Annotated in this window: 21 protein-coding genes and 1 pseudogene; 7 read left to right on the forward strand and 15 right to left on the reverse strand. The window is 72.7% G+C overall.

All coding sequences use genetic code 11. The annotated features are described in order from the left end of the window. The first annotated feature begins 139 nt into the window (after positions 1 to 139). Positions 140 to 574 carry a hypothetical protein gene (locus ACFW47_RS21685; RefSeq protein WP_386306717.1) on the forward strand — a complete coding sequence of 145 codons (435 nt, stop codon included), beginning with the start codon at positions 140 to 142 and terminating at the stop codon, positions 572 to 574. Positions 575 to 595: 21 nt separating this feature from the next. On the opposite strand, the pseudogene ACFW47_RS21690 reads toward ACFW47_RS21685, so the two are convergent. The 3 genes and pseudogenes from ACFW47_RS21690 to ACFW47_RS21700 form a co-directional block, all read right to left on the reverse strand. After that, a pseudogene (locus ACFW47_RS21690) lies at positions 596 to 1,647 on the reverse strand (amylo-alpha-1,6-glucosidase); the annotation flags it as partial. Positions 1,648 to 1,744: 97 nt separating this feature from the next. Further along, entirely contained in the window at positions 1,745 to 2,674 is a 930-nt protein-coding gene (locus ACFW47_RS21695) for an SDR family oxidoreductase (RefSeq protein ID WP_386306718.1), read from the reverse strand. A gap of 95 nt (positions 2,675 to 2,769) precedes the next feature. Then, the gene (locus ACFW47_RS21700; protein ID WP_386283484.1) at positions 2,770 to 3,177 is read right to left on the reverse strand and encodes a RidA family protein; all 408 of its coding nucleotides are present in this window, start codon (positions 3,175 to 3,177) and stop codon (positions 2,770 to 2,772) included. A 233-nt stretch (positions 3,178 to 3,410) separates the two neighbouring features. On the opposite strand from ACFW47_RS21700, the gene ACFW47_RS21705 reads away from it, so the two are divergent. Together ACFW47_RS21705 and ACFW47_RS21710 are read left to right on the forward strand one after the other, a co-directional pair. Further along, positions 3,411 to 4,007: a TerB family tellurite resistance protein gene (locus tag ACFW47_RS21705; RefSeq protein ID WP_361205185.1), complete on the forward strand. Its 597-nt coding sequence runs from the start codon at positions 3,411 to 3,413 to the stop codon at positions 4,005 to 4,007. A gap of 51 nt (positions 4,008 to 4,058) precedes the next feature. Further along, positions 4,059 to 4,961, forward strand: coding sequence for an aminoglycoside phosphotransferase family protein (locus ACFW47_RS21710; RefSeq protein ID WP_386306720.1), 903 nt, complete (start codon positions 4,059 to 4,061; stop codon positions 4,959 to 4,961). 21 nt (positions 4,962 to 4,982) lie between these two features. On the opposite strand, the gene ACFW47_RS21715 is transcribed toward ACFW47_RS21710, so the two are convergent. The 6 genes from ACFW47_RS21715 to paaA all read right to left on the reverse strand — a co-directional run bounded on the left by ACFW47_RS21715 (position 4,983) and on the right by paaA (position 10,319). Beyond that, on the reverse strand, positions 4,983 to 6,455 hold the full coding sequence (locus tag ACFW47_RS21715) for a hypothetical protein (RefSeq protein WP_386306721.1): 1,473 nt from the start codon (positions 6,453 to 6,455) through the stop codon (positions 4,983 to 4,985). Between the two features lie 132 nt (positions 6,456 to 6,587). Continuing rightward, on the reverse strand, positions 6,588 to 7,706 hold the full coding sequence (paaE, locus tag ACFW47_RS21720; RefSeq protein WP_386283486.1) for a 1,2-phenylacetyl-CoA epoxidase subunit PaaE: 1,119 nt from the start codon (positions 7,704 to 7,706) through the stop codon (positions 6,588 to 6,590). Further along, positions 7,706 to 8,212, reverse strand: coding sequence for a 1,2-phenylacetyl-CoA epoxidase subunit PaaD (gene paaD / locus ACFW47_RS21725; RefSeq protein WP_386283487.1), 507 nt, complete (start codon positions 8,210 to 8,212; stop codon positions 7,706 to 7,708). The genes paaE and paaD overlap by 1 nt, the downstream gene beginning before the upstream one ends. Continuing rightward, positions 8,206 to 9,033: a 1,2-phenylacetyl-CoA epoxidase subunit PaaC gene (gene paaC, locus ACFW47_RS21730; RefSeq protein WP_386283488.1), complete on the reverse strand. Its 828-nt coding sequence runs from the start codon at positions 9,031 to 9,033 to the stop codon at positions 8,206 to 8,208. The genes paaD and paaC overlap by 7 nt, the downstream gene beginning before the upstream one ends. A 9-nt stretch (positions 9,034 to 9,042) precedes the next feature. Further along, positions 9,043 to 9,345, reverse strand: a complete 303-nt coding sequence (paaB, locus tag ACFW47_RS21735; RefSeq protein WP_386283489.1) for a 1,2-phenylacetyl-CoA epoxidase subunit PaaB — start codon at positions 9,343 to 9,345, stop codon at positions 9,043 to 9,045. After that, positions 9,342 to 10,319, reverse strand: a complete 978-nt coding sequence (gene paaA / locus ACFW47_RS21740; protein ID WP_386283490.1) for a 1,2-phenylacetyl-CoA epoxidase subunit PaaA — start codon at positions 10,317 to 10,319, stop codon at positions 9,342 to 9,344. The genes paaB and paaA overlap by 4 nt, the downstream gene beginning before the upstream one ends. A 187-nt stretch (positions 10,320 to 10,506) precedes the next feature. Here paaA and paaI point away from each other — a divergent pair, with 187 nt between their 5' ends. The 3 genes from paaI to ACFW47_RS21755 all read left to right on the forward strand — a co-directional run bounded on the left by paaI (position 10,507) and on the right by ACFW47_RS21755 (position 13,726). Beyond that, positions 10,507 to 10,956, forward strand: coding sequence for a hydroxyphenylacetyl-CoA thioesterase PaaI (gene paaI / locus ACFW47_RS21745; RefSeq protein WP_384478612.1), 450 nt, complete (start codon positions 10,507 to 10,509; stop codon positions 10,954 to 10,956). After that, the gene (gene paaK, locus ACFW47_RS21750) at positions 10,953 to 12,299 is read left to right on the forward strand and encodes a phenylacetate--CoA ligase PaaK (protein ID WP_386283493.1); all 1,347 of its coding nucleotides are present in this window, start codon (positions 10,953 to 10,955) and stop codon (positions 12,297 to 12,299) included. Before paaI ends, paaK begins: the two co-directional genes overlap by 4 nt. 128 nt (positions 12,300 to 12,427) lie before the next feature. Next, entirely contained in the window at positions 12,428 to 13,726 is a 1,299-nt protein-coding gene (locus ACFW47_RS21755) for a flavin-containing monooxygenase (RefSeq protein ID WP_386306722.1), read from the forward strand. Between the two features lie 99 nt (positions 13,727 to 13,825). Here the strand turns inward: ACFW47_RS21755 and ACFW47_RS21760 are convergent, their stop codons facing one another. From ACFW47_RS21760 to ACFW47_RS21785, 6 genes are all read right to left on the reverse strand, one after another. Beyond that, a complete protein-coding gene (locus tag ACFW47_RS21760; RefSeq protein ID WP_386306723.1) occupies positions 13,826 to 14,953 on the reverse strand; it encodes a tryptophan dimethylallyltransferase family protein in 1,128 nt (375 codons plus the stop codon). Between the two features lie 207 nt (positions 14,954 to 15,160). Next, complete coding sequence (locus tag ACFW47_RS21765; RefSeq protein WP_386306724.1) at positions 15,161 to 16,510, reverse strand: cytochrome P450; 1,350 nt, start codon at positions 16,508 to 16,510, stop codon at positions 15,161 to 15,163. Positions 16,511 to 16,525: 15 nt separating this feature from the next. Next, positions 16,526 to 17,119, reverse strand: a complete 594-nt coding sequence (locus ACFW47_RS21770; protein ID WP_272589842.1) for an ATP/GTP-binding protein — start codon at positions 17,117 to 17,119, stop codon at positions 16,526 to 16,528. Then, on the reverse strand, positions 17,094 to 17,471 hold the full coding sequence (locus ACFW47_RS21775) for a DUF742 domain-containing protein (protein WP_272589843.1): 378 nt from the start codon (positions 17,469 to 17,471) through the stop codon (positions 17,094 to 17,096). The genes ACFW47_RS21770 and ACFW47_RS21775 overlap by 26 nt, the downstream gene beginning before the upstream one ends. Then, positions 17,468 to 17,869: a roadblock/LC7 domain-containing protein gene (locus tag ACFW47_RS21780; protein ID WP_073730178.1), complete on the reverse strand. Its 402-nt coding sequence runs from the start codon at positions 17,867 to 17,869 to the stop codon at positions 17,468 to 17,470. Before ACFW47_RS21780 ends, ACFW47_RS21775 begins: the two co-directional genes overlap by 4 nt. Continuing rightward, positions 17,866 to 19,041: an ATP-binding protein gene (locus ACFW47_RS21785; RefSeq protein ID WP_386283499.1), complete on the reverse strand. Its 1,176-nt coding sequence runs from the start codon at positions 19,039 to 19,041 to the stop codon at positions 17,866 to 17,868. The genes ACFW47_RS21780 and ACFW47_RS21785 overlap by 4 nt, the downstream gene beginning before the upstream one ends. 333 nt (positions 19,042 to 19,374) lie before the next feature. Between ACFW47_RS21785 and ACFW47_RS21790 the strand changes: the two genes are divergently transcribed. Beyond that, on the forward strand, positions 19,375 to 20,127 hold the full coding sequence (locus tag ACFW47_RS21790; RefSeq protein WP_386306816.1) for a sulfite exporter TauE/SafE family protein: 753 nt from the start codon (positions 19,375 to 19,377) through the stop codon (positions 20,125 to 20,127). Positions 20,128 to 20,241: the final 114 nt, after the last annotated feature.

Genomic DNA, 20,241 nt, shown 5'->3' on the forward strand with positions numbered 1-20,241 from the left:
GGGTGACCGCAACGGATTTTCCGGCGGCCGCCGCGCCCGAGGGCTGCGCTGACGGCCCCACCGGGGGTACGTAGACCGGCGAACCGGGGGCATACGGAAGTCCCGAGCCCCTCTCCGACGCCGACCGACGGGAGTTCCCGTGACGCCGAGTCTGCGCACCGCCCGCGCGTGCCGCGCCGCCGCCGTCCTGCTGCTCGCCGCCGCCGGATACGCGGCCACCCATCACCCCTGGCTCGCCCTGCCCGGCCTGTACGCCGCCGCCGTGTTCGCGTGGTGCGCCGCCCGTGCGCGGACGGAGCACCGGCAGCGGCTCCTACGGGCACAGCGTGCCGAGCGCCTGGCCCGCCCCCGGTCACGGCGGCCCCTCGTCGCGCTCGCACCGTGCTGCGCGTTCTGGCGGAACTCCTACGGCGCGGTGCACGGCCCCGAGTGCACCCGGCCGGCCGCCGCCCGCACGACCCGGCGCGGCGGCTGCTGCGAGCGGTGGTGGACCTCGCTGGGCACGGGCCACGACGCGGACTGCCGCCACCGCACCGGCAGTCCGGAACCGGGCCGGGCCCGTACCGGGCCGTGAGGTACTCGCCGGGCCGTCGCGTCAGCGGGCGGCCCGTGCCAGCGCCGTCCGCAGGACGAGGGGGTCGCGGCCGCCCAGGCCTGCGGCGAGCAGGAGTGCGGGTACGGCACCGGTCCGGCGGTCGCCGAGCGGTCGTACCCGGCGAGGACCTCGGGCAGCCGGTGGCCGTGGTGGGCCGCCGCCGCGACCAGTGACTCGGTGACGGTGCGCACCTCGGCCGCGAGGCCGTGGCGGGCCAACCCCAGGGCGATGACCGCGTTGTCGTGCGGCCAGGCGCTGCCACGGTGGTACGACAGCGGGTGGTACGGGCGTTGGCCGGCGGCGAGGGTGCGGATCGCCCAGCCGGAGAAGAAGTCCGGCCCCAGCAGCCGCCGCCCGACCCGCCGGGAGCGCCCGGTGTCGAGGATGCCCGACCACAGCAGGTGCCCGGCGTCCGAGGCCAGCGCGTCGACCCGGCGTCCGGCGCCGTCCAGGGCGAGGGCCGGGTAGTCCGCCTCCGGCATTTAGAAGTCCGCCGTGAAGCGGTCGCGGAGGCGGGCGGCGGTGTCGCGGAGCCCGCGCGCGTACGGTTCGTCACGCCAGACCTCGTCGGCGAGCCGAGCGGTACGGACGAGTGCGTCGTGGGCGTAGCCCTGCGCCTACGACACCGCGACGGGCCCCTCGGCCCGGGTCCCGTCGGCGAAGCAGACGGCGCCCGCGGAGTACCTCCAGTTCTGGCTGACCAGACCGCCCGGGTCCGGGGAGCAGACGAGGTAGCCGTGCTCGTCCGGGCCGCCGTCGGTGAGCACCCACTCCACGGCACGCCGCGCGTGCCGCTCCGGGCGCAGGGCCGGGGACGGGTCACCGGTGGTCTCGTGGTGGGCGTGGAGCAGCACCAGGAAGAGCGGCGTGGCGTCGACGGCGCCGTAGTAGGTACAGGCGGGCGGTCCCGGGTGCCCTCGGGGGTGAGCACGCAGGTAGCCGTGGAGCCGGTCTCCGGCGTGACGGGCACCGGGGCGGCGGGGGCGGTGCCGCCGCCGGTGAGGTGCCAGCGGCTGACTGCGCCACGACTCCGCGACGGCCGTCCGCACCGGAGTTCCCGGTCCGCTCGACGCGGGGCGCGGCCTGTACCTGCGGCGGCTGTTGGAGCGGGCCGCGCACGGCTGACCGGCCGGACCGCGGGCGGGTGCCTCAGCGCGTGTCCGTCAGGCCGCCCGTCACGGCGACGACCTCACCGACGGTGAAGCTGGAGTCCGCGTCGGACGCCAGGTACACGTACGCGGGCGCCACCTCCTCCGGCTGGGCGACGCGTCCCATGGGGGCCGAACCACCGAGGTTGGTCAGGTAGTCGTCCGTGAACCGCTGCCCCGACAGGTTGAGCACCGTCCAGGTGGGTCCCGGGGAGACGATGTTCGCGCGGACACCGCGCTGGGCGAGGTGGGGGGCGATGGACTTGGTGAAGACCACCAGGGCGGCTTTCGAGGCGGCGTAGTCCATCATGATCTCGCTGCCCTTGAGGGCCTCCTCGGAGGCGGTGGCGATCACCGCGTCGCCGTGGGAGAGATGCGGCAGGGCCGCCATGACCAGGTGGAAGTAGGCGTAGACGTTGGTCTTGAAGACCCGGTCGAAGTCCTCCGCCGTCAGATCGGACAAGCTGTTCTGGCTGTTGAGGTAGGCGGCGTTGCTCACCAGGATGTTGAGACCGCCCAGCCCCGCCACGGTGCGCTCGACGACGTCCGCGCAGAACGCCGGGTCGCACAGGTCGCCCGGCAGCAGCAGGCACGTGCGGCCCTCCTTCTCGACCGCCGCGCGGGTCTCGTCGGCGTCGCCGTGCTCCTCGGGCAGGTGGACGACGGCGACGTCGGCCCCCTCGCGGGCGTAGAGCACGGCGACCGCGCGGCCGATGCCGGAGTCGCCCCCGGTGATCAGCGCGACCTTCCCGGCGAGCTTTCCGGAGCCCCGGTAGTTCGGGGCGAGGTAGCGCGGGCGCACCTCCATCAGCTCTTCCAGGCCGGGCCGCTGCTGGCGCTCGAAGCGGTAGGGCGGGGTGATCTCCGCCTCCTCCTGGGGCATCGCCGGACGGTCGAGCGGTCCGCCGCCCGTGCCGTTCCTCTCCGCCATCACTGGCCTCCGATCGCGTGCACGGTCGGCGCCGTCGGCCGACGGCGCCCAGAGCTCGCGTGTCCCGAGCTCAGAGCCTCAAACGACCCACCGCTTCAGTCGACGACCGCGGTGGCCTCGACCTCGATCAGGTGCTCGGGCACGTCCAGGGCCGCGACGCCGGTGAGCGTGGCGGGCGGCACCGGGGTCGTTCCCAGCACGGCGGACGCGCGGGCGATGCCCTCCAGCAGCTGGGGCATCTTGTCGGGGGTCCAGTCGACGACCTGGACGTTCAGTTTCGCCACGTCCGCGAAGGAGGCGCCCGCCGCGGCGAGGGCGGTGGCGACGTTGAGGTAACACCGCTCGGTCTGCGCGGCGAGGTCGCCCGCACCGACCGTCCTGCCGTCGGCGTCCCACGCGACCTGGCCGGCGACGAAGACCAGTTTCGATCCGGCGGCGATCGACACCTGCCGGTAGACGTCGATCTCCGGCAGTCCTTCGGGGTTCATCAGGGCGATGGCCATGTTTCGTCTCCTTCGGTTACTCGGAAACCGTAGGAGAGTGGCCCCTGACATGGAAGAACGCACTTTTCGGTGACTGAGGAACCTTTTGGTGACCGAGAAGTCCCGATGGCCGTGCCACCGGCGTGAGACACTTTGCCTCGCCTTTGCCTTCCGGGAACCCCGTGGCTCCCAGGGGCGTTCAGGCTGGTGAGAGTCAAGACGCATACACAGCAACAGAAGCCGAGGTGGCACGAGTGGCGATGTGGGACAAGATCAAGGACCAGGCCAAGACCTTCCAGCAGTCCCAGGGCACTCGGGGAGCAAGCGGACACGGACAGCAGGGGCACGGGCAGCAGGGGTACGGGCAGCAGGGCGTCGGCGGCGGGTCGGGGTCGTCGTCGTCGGGCGGTTCCAAGGCACAGCTGATCGGGCTGTTCAAGTCCCAGCTGGCGTCGGTCAAGACCGAACTCAAGAGCGGTGCCTACCGGGACGCCAGCATGGCCATGTGCGCGCTGGTCGCCGCGGCCGACGGCCAGGTGGAGCCGGCGGAGCGGCAGCGCGTGGAGGAGCTGATCGTCTCCAACGAGGTGCTGCAGAACTTCCCGGCCGACCAGCTCCGCCAGCGTTTCAACCAGCACGTGGACAAGCTCCTCGCCAACTTCGAGCTGGGCAGGAGCGAGGCCCTTCAGGTGATCGCCAAGGCCGCCAAGAAGCCCGCGGAGGCCCGGGCCGTCATCCAGACCGGCATGGTCATCGCCGGTGCCGACGGGGTCTTCGAGCCGTCCGAGCAGTACGCGATCCGCGAGGCCTGCACCGCTCTCGGCGTGCCGCCGTCGGAGTTCGGCGTCTGATCCACCGGAAAGCGTTTGACGGTGCCGCCGTCGGGGGGTCGGATGACGTCCATGAGTTCAGGGCGGACAGAGCCGGCCGCGTACCCCCTCGACACCGGTCTCGTGCGGCGGTTGGTCGCCGGGCAGTTCCCTCAATGGAGGGGCCTGCCCGTCGAGCGCTTCCCCTCTGGCGGCACGGTCAACGCGATGTACCGGCTGGGCGACGACATGGTCGTACGACTGCCTCTGGTGGCGGGCGGAGCCGGGGACGTGACGGCGGAGCGCGAGTGGCTGCCCCGCCTCGCGCCCCTGCTGCCCACCACGATCCCCGAGGTGCTCGGCGCCGGTGAGCCGGCCGGGGGCTACCCGTGGCCGTGGTCGGTCTGCCGGTGGCTGCCCGGCGACATCCCGGAGGCCGGGGCGCTGACCGCACCGGAGCCGCTGGCCCGCGACCTGGCCCGCTTCGTCGCCGCCATGCGCGACGTCGCCCTGCCGGGCGCGCCGGCCGCCCATCGCGGCGGCCCGCTCGCCACGCTCGACGCGGAGACCCGGGCCGCCCTCGACGCGTTGCGCGCCCTTCCCGAGGAGGGCATCGACTGCGGGGCCCTGGCCGCCGTGTGGGAGGACGCGCTGCGGGCGCCGGGCTGGGACGGGCCGCCGGTCTGGCTGCACGCCGACCTGATGCCGGGGAACCTGCTGGTCGACGGGGGCAGGCTGGCCGCGGTGATCGACTTCGGTTGCATGGGGGCGGGCGATCCGGCCTGTGACCTCTTCCCGGCGTGGAATCTGCTTCCGGCCACCGCCCGTGAGGTCTTCCTCGAAGCACTGGACGTGGACGACGCGACCTGGCGCCGCGGCCGGGGCCGGACGCTCTCCCAGGCACTGATCGCGCTGCCGTACTACCGGAGGACCAACTCCGCGATGGCGGCCAACGCTCGCCATGTCATCCGGGCGGTACTGGCGGAGACCGGCTGAACCTTCGCCCCGACCGCTCCGTTACGGCGCGATCCCGACCCCGTCGATCCTGCTCCACGCCCGCTCCTGTGCGGCCGTCATGGCGGGCCAGTCCAGCCCGCCCGGCCGGGGCCGCACCCGGGAGGCGTAGGACGCCGGGTGGTACCCGGGTTCGTAGTGGCAGCCGCCGCCGTACACCGCGTCGAAGGCGGCGCAGGACGCGGCGACCGAGCGGGGGGTCGGTTTGCGGCCGGAGCGCGCCCAGTCGTCCAGCGCCGCGAGGGAGTTGGCGTACTCGGCATCGCTCAGTGAGCTGTGCTCGTGCTCGTCGGTGAACGTCTGGACCAGGTTCCCGCCCCGGCCCGCGCCCCGGAGGGTGGCACGGTAGGCCGCCTCGTGCTCCACGAAGGCCGTGGGGTCGTTGATCGCGTGCAGGGTGAGGACCGGCAGGGAGACCTTGCCGGTGAGGTCGCTGTCGTAGGAGAGGTCCCGGCGGGCGGTGGGGTCGGCCGAGAAGCGCGCGACGCCCGCGTTGAGCGCCTTGTCGTCGTGGGAACCCGAGTAGCGCACGCCCCGGTTGGAGAACGGGTTGCGGCCGCCGAGCCGGTTCGCGACGATGTCCCGGAACGTGAAGGTCGCGAAGCGCAGGTGGGACTCCAGGGTGCGCTCCGGGACGCCGGTCACCGCGAGGATGTCGTCGAGGTTGCTCTGCTGGCGGGCGGTGCGGTCCGCCGGGTCGGAGGCGTAGCCGGTGCACTCCTGGAGACGGGCGCGCAGCCCCGCGGTGGTCATGGTGGAGTCCGGGCGCAGTCCCTGCCACAGCGGGTACTGCGGCTCGCTCGGGCGCGGGTGGTTGCGGCAGTAGTACTGGTAGACGACTCGCAGGTCGACCCGGTAGTCGTAGCCGCGCGAACCGCCGCCGAGGACGCCGTTGGTCAGCAGCACCCCGTCGTAGGCGCCCGGTCGCCCGCCGTAGGTCTCGGCGGCCTTGGCGGCGACGTTGCCGCCCCAGGACTGTCCGTGCAGGTACGTCCGCTCCGGCCGGCCGAAGTGCTCGGTGAACAGCCGGCGTACGTTCTCGGTGTCGGCGGCCGCCACCCTGGCTCCGTAGCCGCCCCGGCGGTAGGCGGAGCCGGCCCACGCGTACCCCTCCTCGACCATCACCGCCCACCGCTGGAGGTCTTCGGTGCTGCGGGCCGGGTCGGAGGCGTCGCCGAGGTCGGGGCCGCCGTGGGCGTGCACGACGAGGGAGCCGTTCCAGCGGGTCGGCACGGCCATCGTGTAGTGGGCGCCGCTCGCGTCCTGACCGGTGTAGCAGCGCGCCCTGCCCGCCAGTTCGGCCGGGCAGTCGGCGGCGGCCGGGCCCGTGCCCGGCCGGGCGGCCTGCGCGGGGGCGGCGGACACATTGCCGAGGGTGCCGAGGAGGACGGCGGTGAGGGCAGCGGCCAGGACCGCCGGGCGGCGTCGACGGGGCGCGGCCCAGGGGAGACGGGCGGGTGCGTGGGGGGTGGTCACGGGCGGCTCCTGTAGGTGCTGCGCGCGAAGTTGCGCTGCGAGCCGCGATGTTAGGAACCCGCGGGAACCGGAGCCACCCCTTCGATCATTGCGTTCATACTGTTCCCGCGACCACCGGACCCCACGGGTGCCTCAGCTGTCGTAGTCCACGGTCAGCTTCTCGGAGACCGGGTACGACTGGCAGGTCAGGACGTACCCGGCCGCCACCTCGGCGTCCTCCAGGGCGAAGTTGCGGCGCATGTCGGCCCGGCCGTCGGTGACCAGGGCGCGGCAGGTGCCGCAGACACCGCCCTTGCAGGCGAAGGGCAGGTCGGGGCGGGTCTGCTGGGCGCCGTCGAGGATGGTCCGCTCCCGGGACAGGGAGGAGGTGGTGGAGCGGCCGTCCAGGGTGATGACGACCTCGCTGACGGGGCCCTGGGGACCGGTCTCCTCGTGCCGGACCTCCCGCACGGGCTCGTCCTCGGCGAAGAACAGCTCCCGGTGGACCCGGTCCGGCGGCACGCCGAGGCCGGCCAGGACCCGCTGGGCGTCGGCGACCATGCCCTGCGGGCCGCACAGCCACCAGTGGTCCGCCCGCTCCACGTCGACCAGGGAGTCGACGAGCGCCGCCAGCCGCTCGGCGTCCAGGCGGCCGGAGAGCACCTCGGCCTCACGGGGTTCGCGGGAGAGCACGTGGGCGAGGTGGAAGCGGGTGGGGTACAGGTCCTTCAGGTCCGCCAGTTCGTCGGCGAACATCACCGTGCCGGTGCGGCGGTTGCCGTAGAAGAGGGTGACCGTCGAGCGGTCGTCGGCGGCCAGCACCGACTCGGCGATGGACATCATGGGCGTGACGCCCGAGCCGGCCGCGACCAGCACGTGGTGGCCGGGGGTGGACAGGTCGGGCGTGAAGACGCCGGTGGGGGCCATCACCTCCACGGTGTCGCCCGGCCGCACCTCGTTCACCAGCCACGACGAGAACAGGCCGCCGGGGACCACCCGGACGCCGATGCGCGGGACGGAACCGGCGGGCGAGCAGATCGAGTACGAGCGGCGCTCGTCCCGGCCGTCGGCCTGGCGGCGCAGGGTCAGCGACTGGCCGGGCGCGAAGGCGAACTCCTCGGCCAGCCCGTCCGGGACCTCGAAGCTCACGGCCGCCGCGTCCGCGCACAGCCGCTCGACCGCGGCGACGCGCAGGCGGTGGAAGGCGGGACGGCGTCGCGTGCGTACCGCCGGTGCGGCGGCGGACGCCGAGGCGGGGGCGGTCGGGGCCATCAGATCTCCTTGACGTGCTCGAACGGCTCGCGGCAGGCCCGGCAGCGCCACAGCGCCTTGCAGGACGTGGCGGCGAAGCGGGAGGTCTCCTCGGTGTCCCGCGAGCCGCACCGGGGGCAGGGCACCGCGGGCCGGGTGGGCGACACGACGAGGGGGACGGGGCCGCGCGGTGCGGCACCGGGCGGGGCGATACCGTGCTCGGCGAGCTTGCGGCGGCCGGACTCGGTGATCCAGTCGCTGGTCCAGGGCGGGTCGAGAACCGTGCGGATCTCCACCCGGTCGTACCCCGCCGCCCGCAGCCGGGCGGCGACGTCCGCCCGCATCTCGGCCATCGCCGGGCACCCCGAGTAGGTGGGGGTGAGGCTCGCGACGACCGCGCCCTCCCCGGTCACCTCGACGTCCCGCAGCACGCCGAGGTCGGCCAGGGTCAGCATGGGCAGCTCGGGGTCGGGGACCTGCTCGGCGATGTGCCGGGCGCGGCGGGCGTCGAGGAGCGCGGTCACCATGTCGCCTCCGGGTGGGCGCGGGCGATGCCCTGCAGCTCGGTGAGGAGCGGCACCAGGTGCTCGGTGTGCTCGCCGGCGCGGCCGGAGCCGGGCAGCGGGCGGTACACGGGCAGGGGCAGCCCGGCCGCCTCGGTGACCTGCCTGAGCACGTCGGCGACCTCCTCGCGCGCGTCGTGGGTCGCGTGCAGCTCCTCGACGTACGGGGCGACCTCCTCCAGCGCCGCGCGCATCCTGCGGTGCGACTCGTCGGTGCCGTCGCCCAGGCGCACGGCCCACTCGGCGGCGTACTGCCGGTGGTAGGTCAGTTCCTTGACGCCCTTGGCCGCGACCGCCGAGAGGACCGGGTCCGGGTGGGCCGCCAGCCGCTGGAAGTGGGCCAGGCGCCAGCTGGAGAGCACCAGCAGCCGCACGATCGCGAAGGCGAAGTCGCCGCCGGGCAGTTCGGCGAGGCGTACGTTGCGGAAGTCGCCGGCGTCCCTGAAGTAGGCGTAGGCGTCCTCGTCCCGGCCGGTGCCGTCCACCTGGCCGGCGCGGGAGTAGAGCAGGCGGGCCTGGCCGAGGAGGTCGAGGCCGATGTTGGCCAGCGCCACCTCCTCCTCCAGCTCGGGCGCGCGCGTGACCCACTCGGCGAGCCGCTGGGCGCTCACCAGGGCGTCGTCGGCGAGCGCCACGCACTCGGCGGCCAGTTCGGCGGCGTCGACTCCCTCGGGCACGGTGGTGTCCACCCCGTGCAGCGGGTCCTCGAAGCCGGTGCCGTAGGCCCAGCGGGTGTCGTCCTCGTGTCCCTCGGCCAGGGTCAGGTAGACGTGGTCGTCACTCATGCCCTGCTCCTAGATGTGCGGGACGTCGTCGGGGATGTCGTAGAAGGTCGGGTGGCGGTAGACCTTGTCGGCGCTGGGGGCGAAGAACGGGTCCTTCTCGTCGCGCGTGGAGGCGGCGATGTGCTCGGAGCGCACGACCCAGATGCTCACGCCCTCGTTCCGCCGCGTGTAGAGGTCGCGGGCGTGGGTGAGGGCCATCGCGTCGTCGGCGGCGTGCAGCGAGCCGACGTGGACGTGGTTGAGGCCGCGCTTGCCGCGCACGAACACCTCGTACAACGGCCAGCCCTGCCTGCCCGGCTTCTCGGCGCTCATGCCGCCGCTCCCTTCTCCGCGCGGGCGGCCCGCTTGCGGGCGTGGGCGGTGGCCGCCGCGCGCACCCAGGCGCCCTCTTCGTGGGCGGTCCGACGCCGCTCCATCCGCTGCGCGTTGCACGGGCCGTCGCCCTTGATGACGCGCATCAGTTCGTCCCAGTCGGGGGTGCCGAAGTCGTGGTGCCCGCGCTCCTCGTTCCAGCGCAGCCGAGGGTCGGGCAGGGTGACGCCGAGCTTCTCGGCCTGCGGGACGGTCATGTCGACGAAGCGCTGCCGCAGCTCGTCGTTGCTGTGCCGCTTGATCTTCCAGGCCATCGAACGCGCCGAGTTGGGCGAGGCGTCGTCGGGCGGTCCGAACATCATCAGGGACGGCCACCACCAGCGGTCCACCGCGTCCTGGACCATCTCGCGCTGAGCGCCGGTGCCGCGCATCATCGTCATCAGCAGCTCGTATCCCTGGCGCTGGTGGAAGGACTCCTCCTTGCAGATGCGCACCATCGCGCGCGCGTACGGCCCGTAGGAACTGCGGCACAGCGGCACCTGGTTGCAGATCGCGGCGCCGTCCACGAACCAGCCGATGACGCCGACGTCGGCGAAGCTGAGCGTCGGGTAGTTGAAGATCGACGAGTACTTCTGGCGTCCGTCGATCAGTCGCTCGGTGAGGTCCGCGCGGTCCGCGCCGAGGGTCTCGGCGGCCGAGTACAGGTAGAGCCCGTGGCCGGCCTCGTCCTGGACCTTGGCGAACAGGATCGCCTTGCGGCGCAGCGACGGCGCGCGGGTGATCCACTCGCCCTCCGGCTGCATGCCGATGATCTCCGAGTGCGCGTGCTGGGCGATCTGCCGGATCAGCGTCTTCCGGTAGCCCTCCGGCATCCAGTCGCGCGGCTCGACACGCTGGTCGCGCGCGATCGTCGCGTCGAAGTGCTCCTGCAACGGCTGCGGGGGCGGCGCCTCGGCGGCGTCTGTCGTGGTCATCGTCACCAGCTTCCCAACCGACCATTCGTTCGGTACCAGTGTGACGTCTTTCCGTGCGCCGGGCAAGACCCCGGAGCCCTGCCGGTCACACTCTTGACAGGGCGACCCGACGACTGGATTACTGGGCCGGGCCACGCGCGAACCGAATGGTCGGTCGGGAGACTCGGGAGACAAGGTGGTGGGTCAGGTGTCGCAGGCCACGGAGCAGACGCCCACGGAGGTGATGTTCTCCGCGGACGAGGCGTCCCGGCGGCTGGGCATCGAGCTGATCGAGCACGGCGAGGGCACCGCGTCCCTCCGCATGACCGTGACCCCGTCGATGGTGAACGGGCACCGGATCGCCCACGGCGGCTATCTGTTCCTGCTCGCCGACACGGCCTTCGCCTGCGCCTGCAACAGCCACGGTCCCGTGACCGTCGCCGCGGGTGCCGACATCGTCTTCGTGGCGCCCGCCCGCGAGGGAGACGTGCTCGTGGCGAGGGCCGAGGAACGCGCCCGGTTCGGCCGCAGCGGCGTCTACGACGTGACCGTGCGGCGCGGCGAAGAGGTGATCGCCGAGTTCCGCGGACGCAGCCGCAGCGTGCGGGACACCACCGCGCGCAGGACGCAGGGCACGACGACGAGGGAGTCGCGATGAGCAGCGAGCCGACGACCGGGACGGCCCCGGCACCGCGCCGGGGCGAGCCCCTCCCCCACGACCTCCTGGACGACGCCGAGCGGCTGTCCCGGGAGCAGCTCGCCGAGCTCCAGCTCGACCGGCTGCGCGCTACCCTGCGGCACGCCTACGACAACGTCGAGCTGTACCGCAAGAAGTTCGACGCCGCCGGGGTCACGCCCGACGACTGCCGCGGCCTGGCGGACCTCTCCCGGTTCCCCTTCACCACCAAGGCCGACCTGCGGGACACCTATCCCTTCGGCATGTTCGCCGTCCCGATGTCCGAGGTACGGCGCGTGCACGCCTCCAGCGGCACCACCGGCCGGGCCACCGTCGTCGGTTACACGGACGACGACCTGTCCATGTGGGCGGACGTGATCGCCCGCTCCATCCGTGCCGCGGGCGGCCGCCCCGGCCACAAGGTGCACATCTCCTACGGCTACGGCCTGTTCACCGGCGGACTGGGCGCGCACTACGGCGCCGAACGCGCCGGGTGCACGGTGATCCCGGCCTCCGGCGGCATGACGGCCCGGCAGGTCCAGATCATCCAGGACTTCCGGCCCGAGATCATCATGGTCACGCCGTCCTACATGCTCACCCTGCTCGACGAGTTCGAACGCCAGGGCGTCGATCCGCGCGGCACCTCCCTCGAGGTCGGCATCTTCGGCGCCGAGCCGTGGACCGAGGAGATGCGCCGCGAGATCGAGGAGCGGATGGACATCCACGCGGTCGACATATACGGGCTGTCCGAGGTGATCGGCCCCGGTGTGGCCCAGGAGTGCGTCGAGACCAAGGACGGGCTGCACGTGTGGGAGGACCACTTCTACCCCGAGGTGGTGGACCCGCTCACGGACGCGGTCCTGACCGAGGGCGAGGAGGGCGAGATCGTCTTCACCTCCCTCACCAAGCAGGCGCTCCCGGTCATCCGCTACCGCACCCGCGACCTGTCCCGGCTGCTGCCGGGCACCGCGCGGCCCGCATTCCGCCGGATGCAGAAGGTCACCGGCCGCTGCGACGACATGATCATCCTGCGTGGGGTGAACGTCTTCCCCACTCAGATCGAGGAGATCGTGCTGCGCACGCCCGGCGTCGCTCCGCACTTCCAGATCCGGCTCACCGAGCGCGGCCGCATGGACCACATGACCGTGCGGGTGGAGGCCCGCCCCGGCGCCGGCCCCGAGCAGCGCGAGGCCGCCGCTCGGGCGATCGGCCAGGGCGTCAAGGACGGTGTGGGCGTGACCGTGGAGGTGGAGATCGTCGAGCCGGAGACCCTGGAGCGCTCGCTCGGCAAGATCCGCCGGGTGAGCGATCAGCGCGGGGTCTGAGCGCCCGGCGGGGAGAAACGTGAGGACGGACACGCCCCGTTCCACTTCCGTACTGGTGTGCGGCGAGGTGCGAATGGGCAGTGAGTGCATGATCGGGGGAGGTCGAGTCCGTCCTGGGGGGAAATCCCGTGCGTGTGTGTGTGATCGGTGCAGGTCTGTCGGGGCTGGCGGTGGGCCATGCCCTGAGGCAGCGGGGCATCGGCTTCGTCTGCCTGGAGAAGGCGGACGACGTAGGCGGCATCTGGCGACAGCCGGAGGCCGGCGAGCGGGGCCCCGGATATCTGTCCCTGCACCTCAACACCGCCAAGCAGCTGACGGGTTACGCGGACTTCCCGATGCCCGAGGCGTACCCGCTCTATCCCCGGCACAGCCAGTTCGCCGCCTATCTTCGGTCCTTCGCCGAGTGGTCCGGCGTACGGGAGCACGTCGAGCTGCGGACCGAGGTGACGTCCGTGAGCCAGGACGCGGACGGCATGTGGACCGTGGTCAGCCGGGACGCCGAGGGCGCGGTGGCGTCGCGCCGGTTCGAGCAGGTGGTCGTCGCCTCGGGCCACCACACCGAGCCCGCGCTGCCCGATCCCCTTCCCCCGGGGGCCGAGTCCTTCGCCGGAACGATTCTTCACTCCCTCGACTACCGCACCGGCGCCGACTTCGCCGGCCGGCGCGTCGTCGTGGTCGGGCTGGGCGCGTCCGCGGTCGACATCGCGGCGGACCTCTCCCGGCACGCCGCCGAGACCCACCTCTCGGTGCGCCGGGGACTGCACATCGTGCCCAAACAGCTCTACGGCATGTCGGTCGACGTGATCGCCGAAGCGCCCTGGTTCAACGAGATGTCCTTCGCCGAGCGGATCCAGTGGGCGGAACAGGCCCTGCTGGTCGCCCGCGGCAAGCTGTCGGACTACGGCCTGCCCGAGCCCGACCACCCGGTCTTCTCCTCGGCCACGACCCTCTCGGACGAGATCCTCAGCCGCATCCGGCACGGCGCGGTCACGCCCAGGCCCGCCATCGACTCCTTCGACGGCGACCGGGTCCTCTTCACCGACGGCACGTCCGCGGCGGCGGACGCGGTCGTCTACTGCACCGGCTTCCACATGACCTGGCCCTTCCTCCCCGCCGGCTGCCCGGTGGCGGCGGACGGCTCGGTCGAGCTGTACCGGCGGGTCGTGCCGACCGACCGGCCGGGACTGTTCTTCGTGGGACTGGTCCGGCCCGTGGGCGCCATCACACGGCTGGTGGAGGCCCAGGCGCGGTGGGTGGCCGGGATCGTCGGCGGGGACGCCACACTGCCCGCGGCCCAGGAGATGCGGGAGGAGATCGACTCCTACCTCGCCTCCATCGTGCAGCGGTACGGGCGGACGCAGGGCGCCTCGATCCAGGTGGACGTGGGCCCGTACCTGGCGGAGTTCCGCGAGTCGCTGCCCGTGTGACCGTCCCCGGACACCCTTACCCGCGCCCGGTCGCCGTCTCCGTCCGCGGGGCTCCCGGTGGGTCGCACCGTGAGCCCCGCGGTGGGTCCGGACGTCCGCTCAGCCCACCGCCACCGGCTCCCGCGGGGCGTCCACGGCCGGCGGCCTGACCGCGTACGCCTCCGAGGAGAGGTACGCCGTCACCCTCGGCGGGCGGCCCTGCTGGTGGGCGAGCGCGAGGTAGGCGATCAGCCCCACCCCGTCCTCGGGCCGACGCTCGGTGAGGGCCGCCAGGGCGCGGACGAGCACGGAGTCGTCCATGCCGTGGTGGCGCAGCACCCTCGACGCCCGCGCCAGGACCTCGCCGTCGTGCCGGGCGTAGTCCCTGACCGGGATGTGCAGGGTGAACCCGGTCGGCCGTGCGGAGGCGGTGTCGGTGAAGGCGTGACAGGACAGGCCGGGCCGCCGGCCGAGTCCCGTCACGTCCGGGCCGATCCCCGCGGCGGTGCGGAAGAAGCCCTCGACGGCCGCGGGGCCGGGCCCCGGCGACATGCGGGAGAGCCGCCCGGCCTGGCCGGCCGTGAGGCTCTCGTGGCGGACGTAGACCTTCGCCCGGGGCTCCTCCCAGTCGCCCAGGTCGAGGGCGAGGAACGGGTAGCCGCTGCCGGCGGGCAGACTCGCGAAGGCCCGCCGGAGGCCCAGCCGGTCCAGCGCCTCGCGCACCGTCGCGGCGGAACGTTCCGCCCCGCGCGCGGCCGGGTTCAGGTAGACCTTGACCTTGGGCACCCCGCCGGGCTCGAGCTCCAGGGCGATCCACAGGGCCATGGGCCCCTGCGGGGACGGTGGCAGGAACAGGTCCCGGAGCCCGTCGAGCGCGGCGGTGGAGAAGTCCCAGCGCCGAGCCATCGCCCGGACCGCCTCCAGCCCCGCGCGGCCTTCCCGAGCCAGGCTGTCTGCGCCGCAGCCCGGCTCCAGGAGCACCCGCAGGGAGGGTGCCGCGTCCGGCTGGAACGAGAGGGAGAACTCCACCGGGGTGTGGTCGTCGGACAGGAAGGTGCGGTTGGGCGGCGGCAGGCTCAGGGACCGATCGGCCACCGGGCCCAGGACGTCGGTCAGCACGTCGGCGTAGGCGTCGGCGTCGGACGCGGAGAGTCCGGCGACCGCGCCGAGTCTTCGCAGCTGGCCGCCGGTGAGGGCGCCGAGGGTCGGTGCGCCCGCGAGGTCCGCGCCCGTCGGTGCGGCGCTCATCGGCCCGTCCCCCGCCGGGGCCGCACAGAGAGATACCCGCCTGGCGAGGCGGGTATCGGGGGGTTCGGCGGCGGGATAGCGGCGTTCGTGGATATGTGCTCCACGAAACCTCCTTTTACTCGTAAGCAACTTGAATGCCGCGTTGCTCACTACCCGTGCCGTCGAACCTTCATGCGGAAGGGGCTGGTTGGGAGGGTGTTGCGCTTGTCACCTGGTGAGCCAGTTGAGGAACTGGCTCCACATGCCTCCCCGTTCGGCCGGACGGGCGGAGCCGGCCGCCGTCTGCCGCTCGGCGGTCACGGTGCCCGGCTGCGCCTCCGCGGCCCGGCCGGAGCGCACCGGGGTGAAACGGGCGGGCAGGGTGGCGAGGGCCCGGTTGAAGGGGCCCGGACGCCATGTCAGGCTGTCCTCGGGCACCGCGAGTTCGACGTCCGGCAGCTCGTTGAAGAGGTGCTCGATGGCGGTGACCGTGATGTGCCGGGCCGGTTCCTTGGACGGGCAGGCGTGCGGGCCCGCGCTCCAGGCCAGGTGGGCACGGTTGCTGCCGGCCTGGCGCGCGGCCTTGAGGGCCGGTCCGGTGTTGGCGGCCGCGAAACTGACCAGGACCAGGTCGCCCGCCTGCAGCCGCTGCCCGGCGAGTTCCGTGTCGGCCGCCGGGTAGTGCGGCGCGTAGTTCGACATCGGCGGGTTCTCCCACAGGGTGTCGTCGAGGGCCTCGTCGATCAGGCCGCCCTCGCGCGCGTACCGCTCGTGGGTGAGGAGCCGGTGCAGGGTGTTGCCGATGAGGTTGCGCAGCGGCTCGGCGCCGGCGCCCAGCAGCAGCGCGAGCTGGTGGACCATCTCCTCGTCGCTGAGCCGCGCCTCGTGCCGCATCAGCCAGGAGGTGACGTCCTCGCCGGGCTTGCTCCGCTTGAGCGCGACCAGCTCCTCCACCGCCTGGAACAGCACGGCGGTGGCCTTCTCGGCGTTGACGCCGTCGAACATGCCGGAGATGCCGAACAGCACCCGGTCACCGATGTCGGCGGGGCAGCCGAAGAGTTCGTTGAACACGAACAGCGGGAGCTGCTTGGCGTAGTCGCCGAGCAGGTCGGCGGAGCCGCGGGAGCCGAACTGCGAGATGAGGTAGCCGGAGATCTGCTCGGTGCTGCGGCTGAGCCGCCGGGTGTCCACCCGCGCCATGCTGTCGGTGACCGCCTGCCGCAGCCGGATGTGGTCGGCGCCGTCGGCGAACATGCAGTTGGGCCGGTAGGCGAGCAGCGGGGCGACCGGGCTGTCCGGACCGACCTTGCCCTCGTTGAAGGCCCGCCAGCGGCGCGCGTCCTTGCGGAAGGAGCCGGAGTCCTGCAACAGCTGGAGCGCCGCCGCGTAGTCGGTGACCAGCGTGGCCTCGACGCCCGGGGCCAGTTCGACGGGCGCGGCGGCCCCGTAGTGGCGCAGGTACTCGTAGTACGCCTGGGGGTGGGCGGCGAACTCCGGTCCGTGCAGGGGCACTCGGGCGCCGGAGCCGTGCGCCGGGCACCCCGGGGGCGGCACCGGGGCGGTGTCGTGGGCGTTCATGTCTGCTCCCAGCTCCTAGCGGGTGCGGTCCAGCAAGTAGCGGACGAGGGTGGTCAGTGCGGCGGCCGAGGACTTCTCGTCGCGGGCGTCGCAGGTGACGACGGGGGTGTCGTCGAGCAGGTCCAGTGCCTCGCGCAGGGCCCGCTCGTCGCGCGGCGGGGCGCCGTCGAAGTGGTTGACGGCGATGGCGTAGTCGAGGCCGTAGTGCTCGATGAGGTCGATGACCGGGAAGGAGTCGGCCAGCCGCTCGGGGTCGACGAGCACCAGGGCGCCGAGCGCGCCGCGCGCCATGTCCTCCCACATCTGCACGAAGCGCTGCTGCCCGGGGGTGCCGAACAGGTACAGCACGACGCGGTCGCTGATGGTCAGACGCCCGAAGTCCATGGCGACCGTGGTCGTGGTCTTGCCCTGGACTCCCTTGAGGTCGTCGACCGACTCGGCGGCCTGCGTCATCGTCTCCTCGGTGGACAGCGGCTCGATCTCGGAGATGGAGCCGATGAGGGTGGTCTTGCCCACCGCGAAGTGACCGACGACGAGGATCTTCACCGCGGTCTGGGTCGCCCCGCCGCGCACGTAGTCCCGCTCATCCAAACTTGGCGCGGAGCCCATTGAGCACCTCCTCCAGGATCTCCTTGTCGGCCAGGCGGGCGCGGGCCACCGGGGGACGGGTCATGAGGTGGCCGCCCTCCATCAGGGAGGCCAGCAGGATGCGCACCACGCCCAGCGGGAAGTGGGTGTGCCCGGCGATCTCGGCGACCGACAGGTAGCCGGCGGAGCACAGGTCCAGCAGGCTCTGCTCCTCGGGGGAGAGCCGCAGGGGCCGCCGCGCGTGCCCGTCGGCGGCCGTGACGAGGGTGATGAGGGAGAGGTGCTCCTCGTCGGGCAGGCCGCGGCCCTTGGTGATGACGTACGGCCGCACTAATTCGGGCGCCTCGGGCTCCCAGCCGTCGTGGCCGGTCATGAGCGGGAACCGAGGTTCTCGCGCGGCGGCGTCGTCAGCCGCTTGCCGAGCTGGGCGACGAGCTGCTGCATCCGGAAGGTGATGTCCGCCATGTCGACGTCCGGGGAGGCGGAGACGCCGAGATAGGCACCCTCGCCGGCGGAGATCAGGAACACCCAGCCGCCGTCGAACTCGACCAGGGTCTGCCGCCAGGACTGGCTGGGGTCCTCACAGAAGAAGGCGAGCGTCCGGCTGAGCGACTGCACGCCGCTCATCGCGGCCGCGACCCGGTCGGCGTCGTCCTTGTCGAAGTCCTGCGTCCGGGCCATCAGCAGCCCGTCGGCCGAGATCAGGACCGCGTGCAGGGCCCCGGGAATCTCGAGGGCGCTGTCGAGCATCCATGACAGATCGTCGTTCACGAGTCCTCATGTCCTTCTCTGCTTGCACCAGATGTTCTGCGTGTCCGGTCGGCGTCCTGGGGACCGGTGACGCGGCCGGTCTGCGTGCCCCGTTGGAAAGCGGCCATGACCTGTGCCTGCTCGGCGTCGGATCGGCCGGCGGGACGCGGGCCGGCCGCGCTGCCGGGCACGATGGCCATCGGACGCTTGCGGCGCCGCCGGGGCAGGCCGTCGCTGGTCTCGGAGGGGGCGAGCGCGGCCTCCGGTCCGCCGTCCGCCTCGGGCCGGGCGGTGCCGCGGACGGCCGGGGCGGCGGGTGCCTTCCTCTCCGGCATGGCGGTGAGCAGGTCGTGCGGGAGCAGGACCACGGCGCGCACACCTCCGTAGGGGGAGGAGGAGTCCACCGACACCTCGAAGCCGAAGCGTTCGCAGAGCAGGCCGATGACCGCGAAGCCGAACTGCGGCGGGTTGCCGAGACCCGCCACGCCCGAGGCGCGCTCGGTGGCGAGGAGCTTGTCGGCGCGGACGCGCTCCTCGTCGCTCATGCCGACGCCCGCGTCGTCGACGACGACGCAGATGCCCTTGGGCACGGTACGGATGTTGATCTCGACGACGGTGTCCGGGCTGGAGTAGCTGGTGGCGTTGTCGAGCAGCTCGGCGAGGGCCAGGGCGACGGGTTCGACGGCGCGGCTGGTGATGCCGAAGTCGACCTGGGAGAGGATCTCCACCCGGCGGAAGTGCCGGATGCGGCCCTGGGCGCTGCGCACCACGTCGTACACCGAGGCGGTGTCGCGGCGGCCGCCGAGCCAGCCGTCGCACAGCACCGCGATGGACTGGGCGCGCCGGCCGAACTGCGAGTTGGTGTGGTCGATCTCCAGCAGGTCCTGGAGCAGGGCCGAGTCCCCGTACTTGGTCTGCAGCCGGGAGAGCACCAGCTGCTGTTCGGCGGCGAGGCCCTGCAGGGTCCGCATGGCCGACTTCAGCACGGTCTTGGTCTCGTCCTCGGCCCGCTCCTGGGCCGCCCGCACGGACTTGCCGTAGTCGTTCTCCAGCTCCGTGTAGTGCTGCTTGAGCCCTTGGACCTCCTGCCGCAGAGCTCGTGCCGCCCCGCGCTGCCGGCCGATGAGCACGGCGGCGGCGACGAGGGCGACGAGAAGGACCCAGAGCAATGGGTTCCCTGTGTATTCCGTCATAAGACTCTCTTCAGGCGACTGAAGGCCGGTTCGCTGAGTTCCCGTCCACGCGGGCGGTCCGGTGGACCGCCCGGCACCGGGGGGTGCTGCCCGGGCTGTCCCTGAAGTCGGGGATGCCGTCTTTCACCCATCCGCCCGCTCCGCAAACGCGGTGATCGTATCACCGCATGATCAGGTGAATTCACGTCAAGAAGTGTTCATCCAGGACCGGTTGGAACCGGCGCTTCCCGTCACTTCGGTGGTGGGTACAGTCGGGCCCGTGAAAGATGCACACGACACCTTCCGGCCGCACGCGCAGCCGGCCCCGGACGGACCGCCGTGACGCCCGAGGCGATGGCCGCGGTGTTCGCGGCGGGCGTGGGAGCCGGCGCCATCAACAGCGTGGTCGGCTCCGGAACCCTGATCACCTTTCCGGCGCTGCTGGCCACGGGACTGTCCCCCGTCACCGCGACGGTGTCCAACGCGCTCGGACTCATTCCCGGCTCCATCAGCGGCGCCATCGGGTACCGGAAGGAACTGGGCGGCCAGCGCCGGCGCGTGCTGAAGCTCAGCGCGGGTGCGCTGGCCGGCGGCCTGGCGGGTGCCACGCTGCTGCTCGCCCTGCCCGCGGACGCGTTCGAGACGATCGTGCCGGTACTGGTGGGCCTCGCCCTGGTACTGGTGGCGCTCCAGCCCCAGATCGGCAGGTGGGTGCAGCGCCGCCGCGAGCGCACCGGTGCCTCGCCGCGCCGCGACGGCGGCCCGCTGCTGTTCACCGGGCTGACGCTGGCGAGCGTCTACGGCGGCTACTTCACCGCCGCGCAGGGGATCATCTACCTGTCCCTGATGGGCATGCTGCTCGACGAGCCGCTGCAGCGGCTCAACGGCGTCAAGAACGTCCTCTCCGCCGTCGTGAACACCGTCGCCGCGCTCTTCTTCCTCTTCGCCGCGGACTTCGACTGGACGGCCGTCGCGCTGCTGGCGGTCGGCTCGGCCCTCGGCGGGTACACCGGCGCCAGGGTGGGCCGCCGCTTCAGCCCCTTGGCGCTGCGGATCATCGTCGTGACGGTCGGCACCGTGGCCCTCGTACAGCTGCTGCTGCGCTGAGCCGTCGAGGCGGCCAGGAAGCGGCCAAAAGTGGAAGCTTCCCCGCCGCTTGTCGCCGCACTCCACGTCCGGGCCAACCGGGCACGTGGCATGGACCACGTTCCCGCACGGATT

Origin of the sequence: Streptomyces sp. NPDC058796 (genome assembly GCF_042745235.1) — a bacterium.
Lineage (GTDB): Bacteria > Actinomycetota > Actinomycetes > Streptomycetales > Streptomycetaceae > Streptomyces.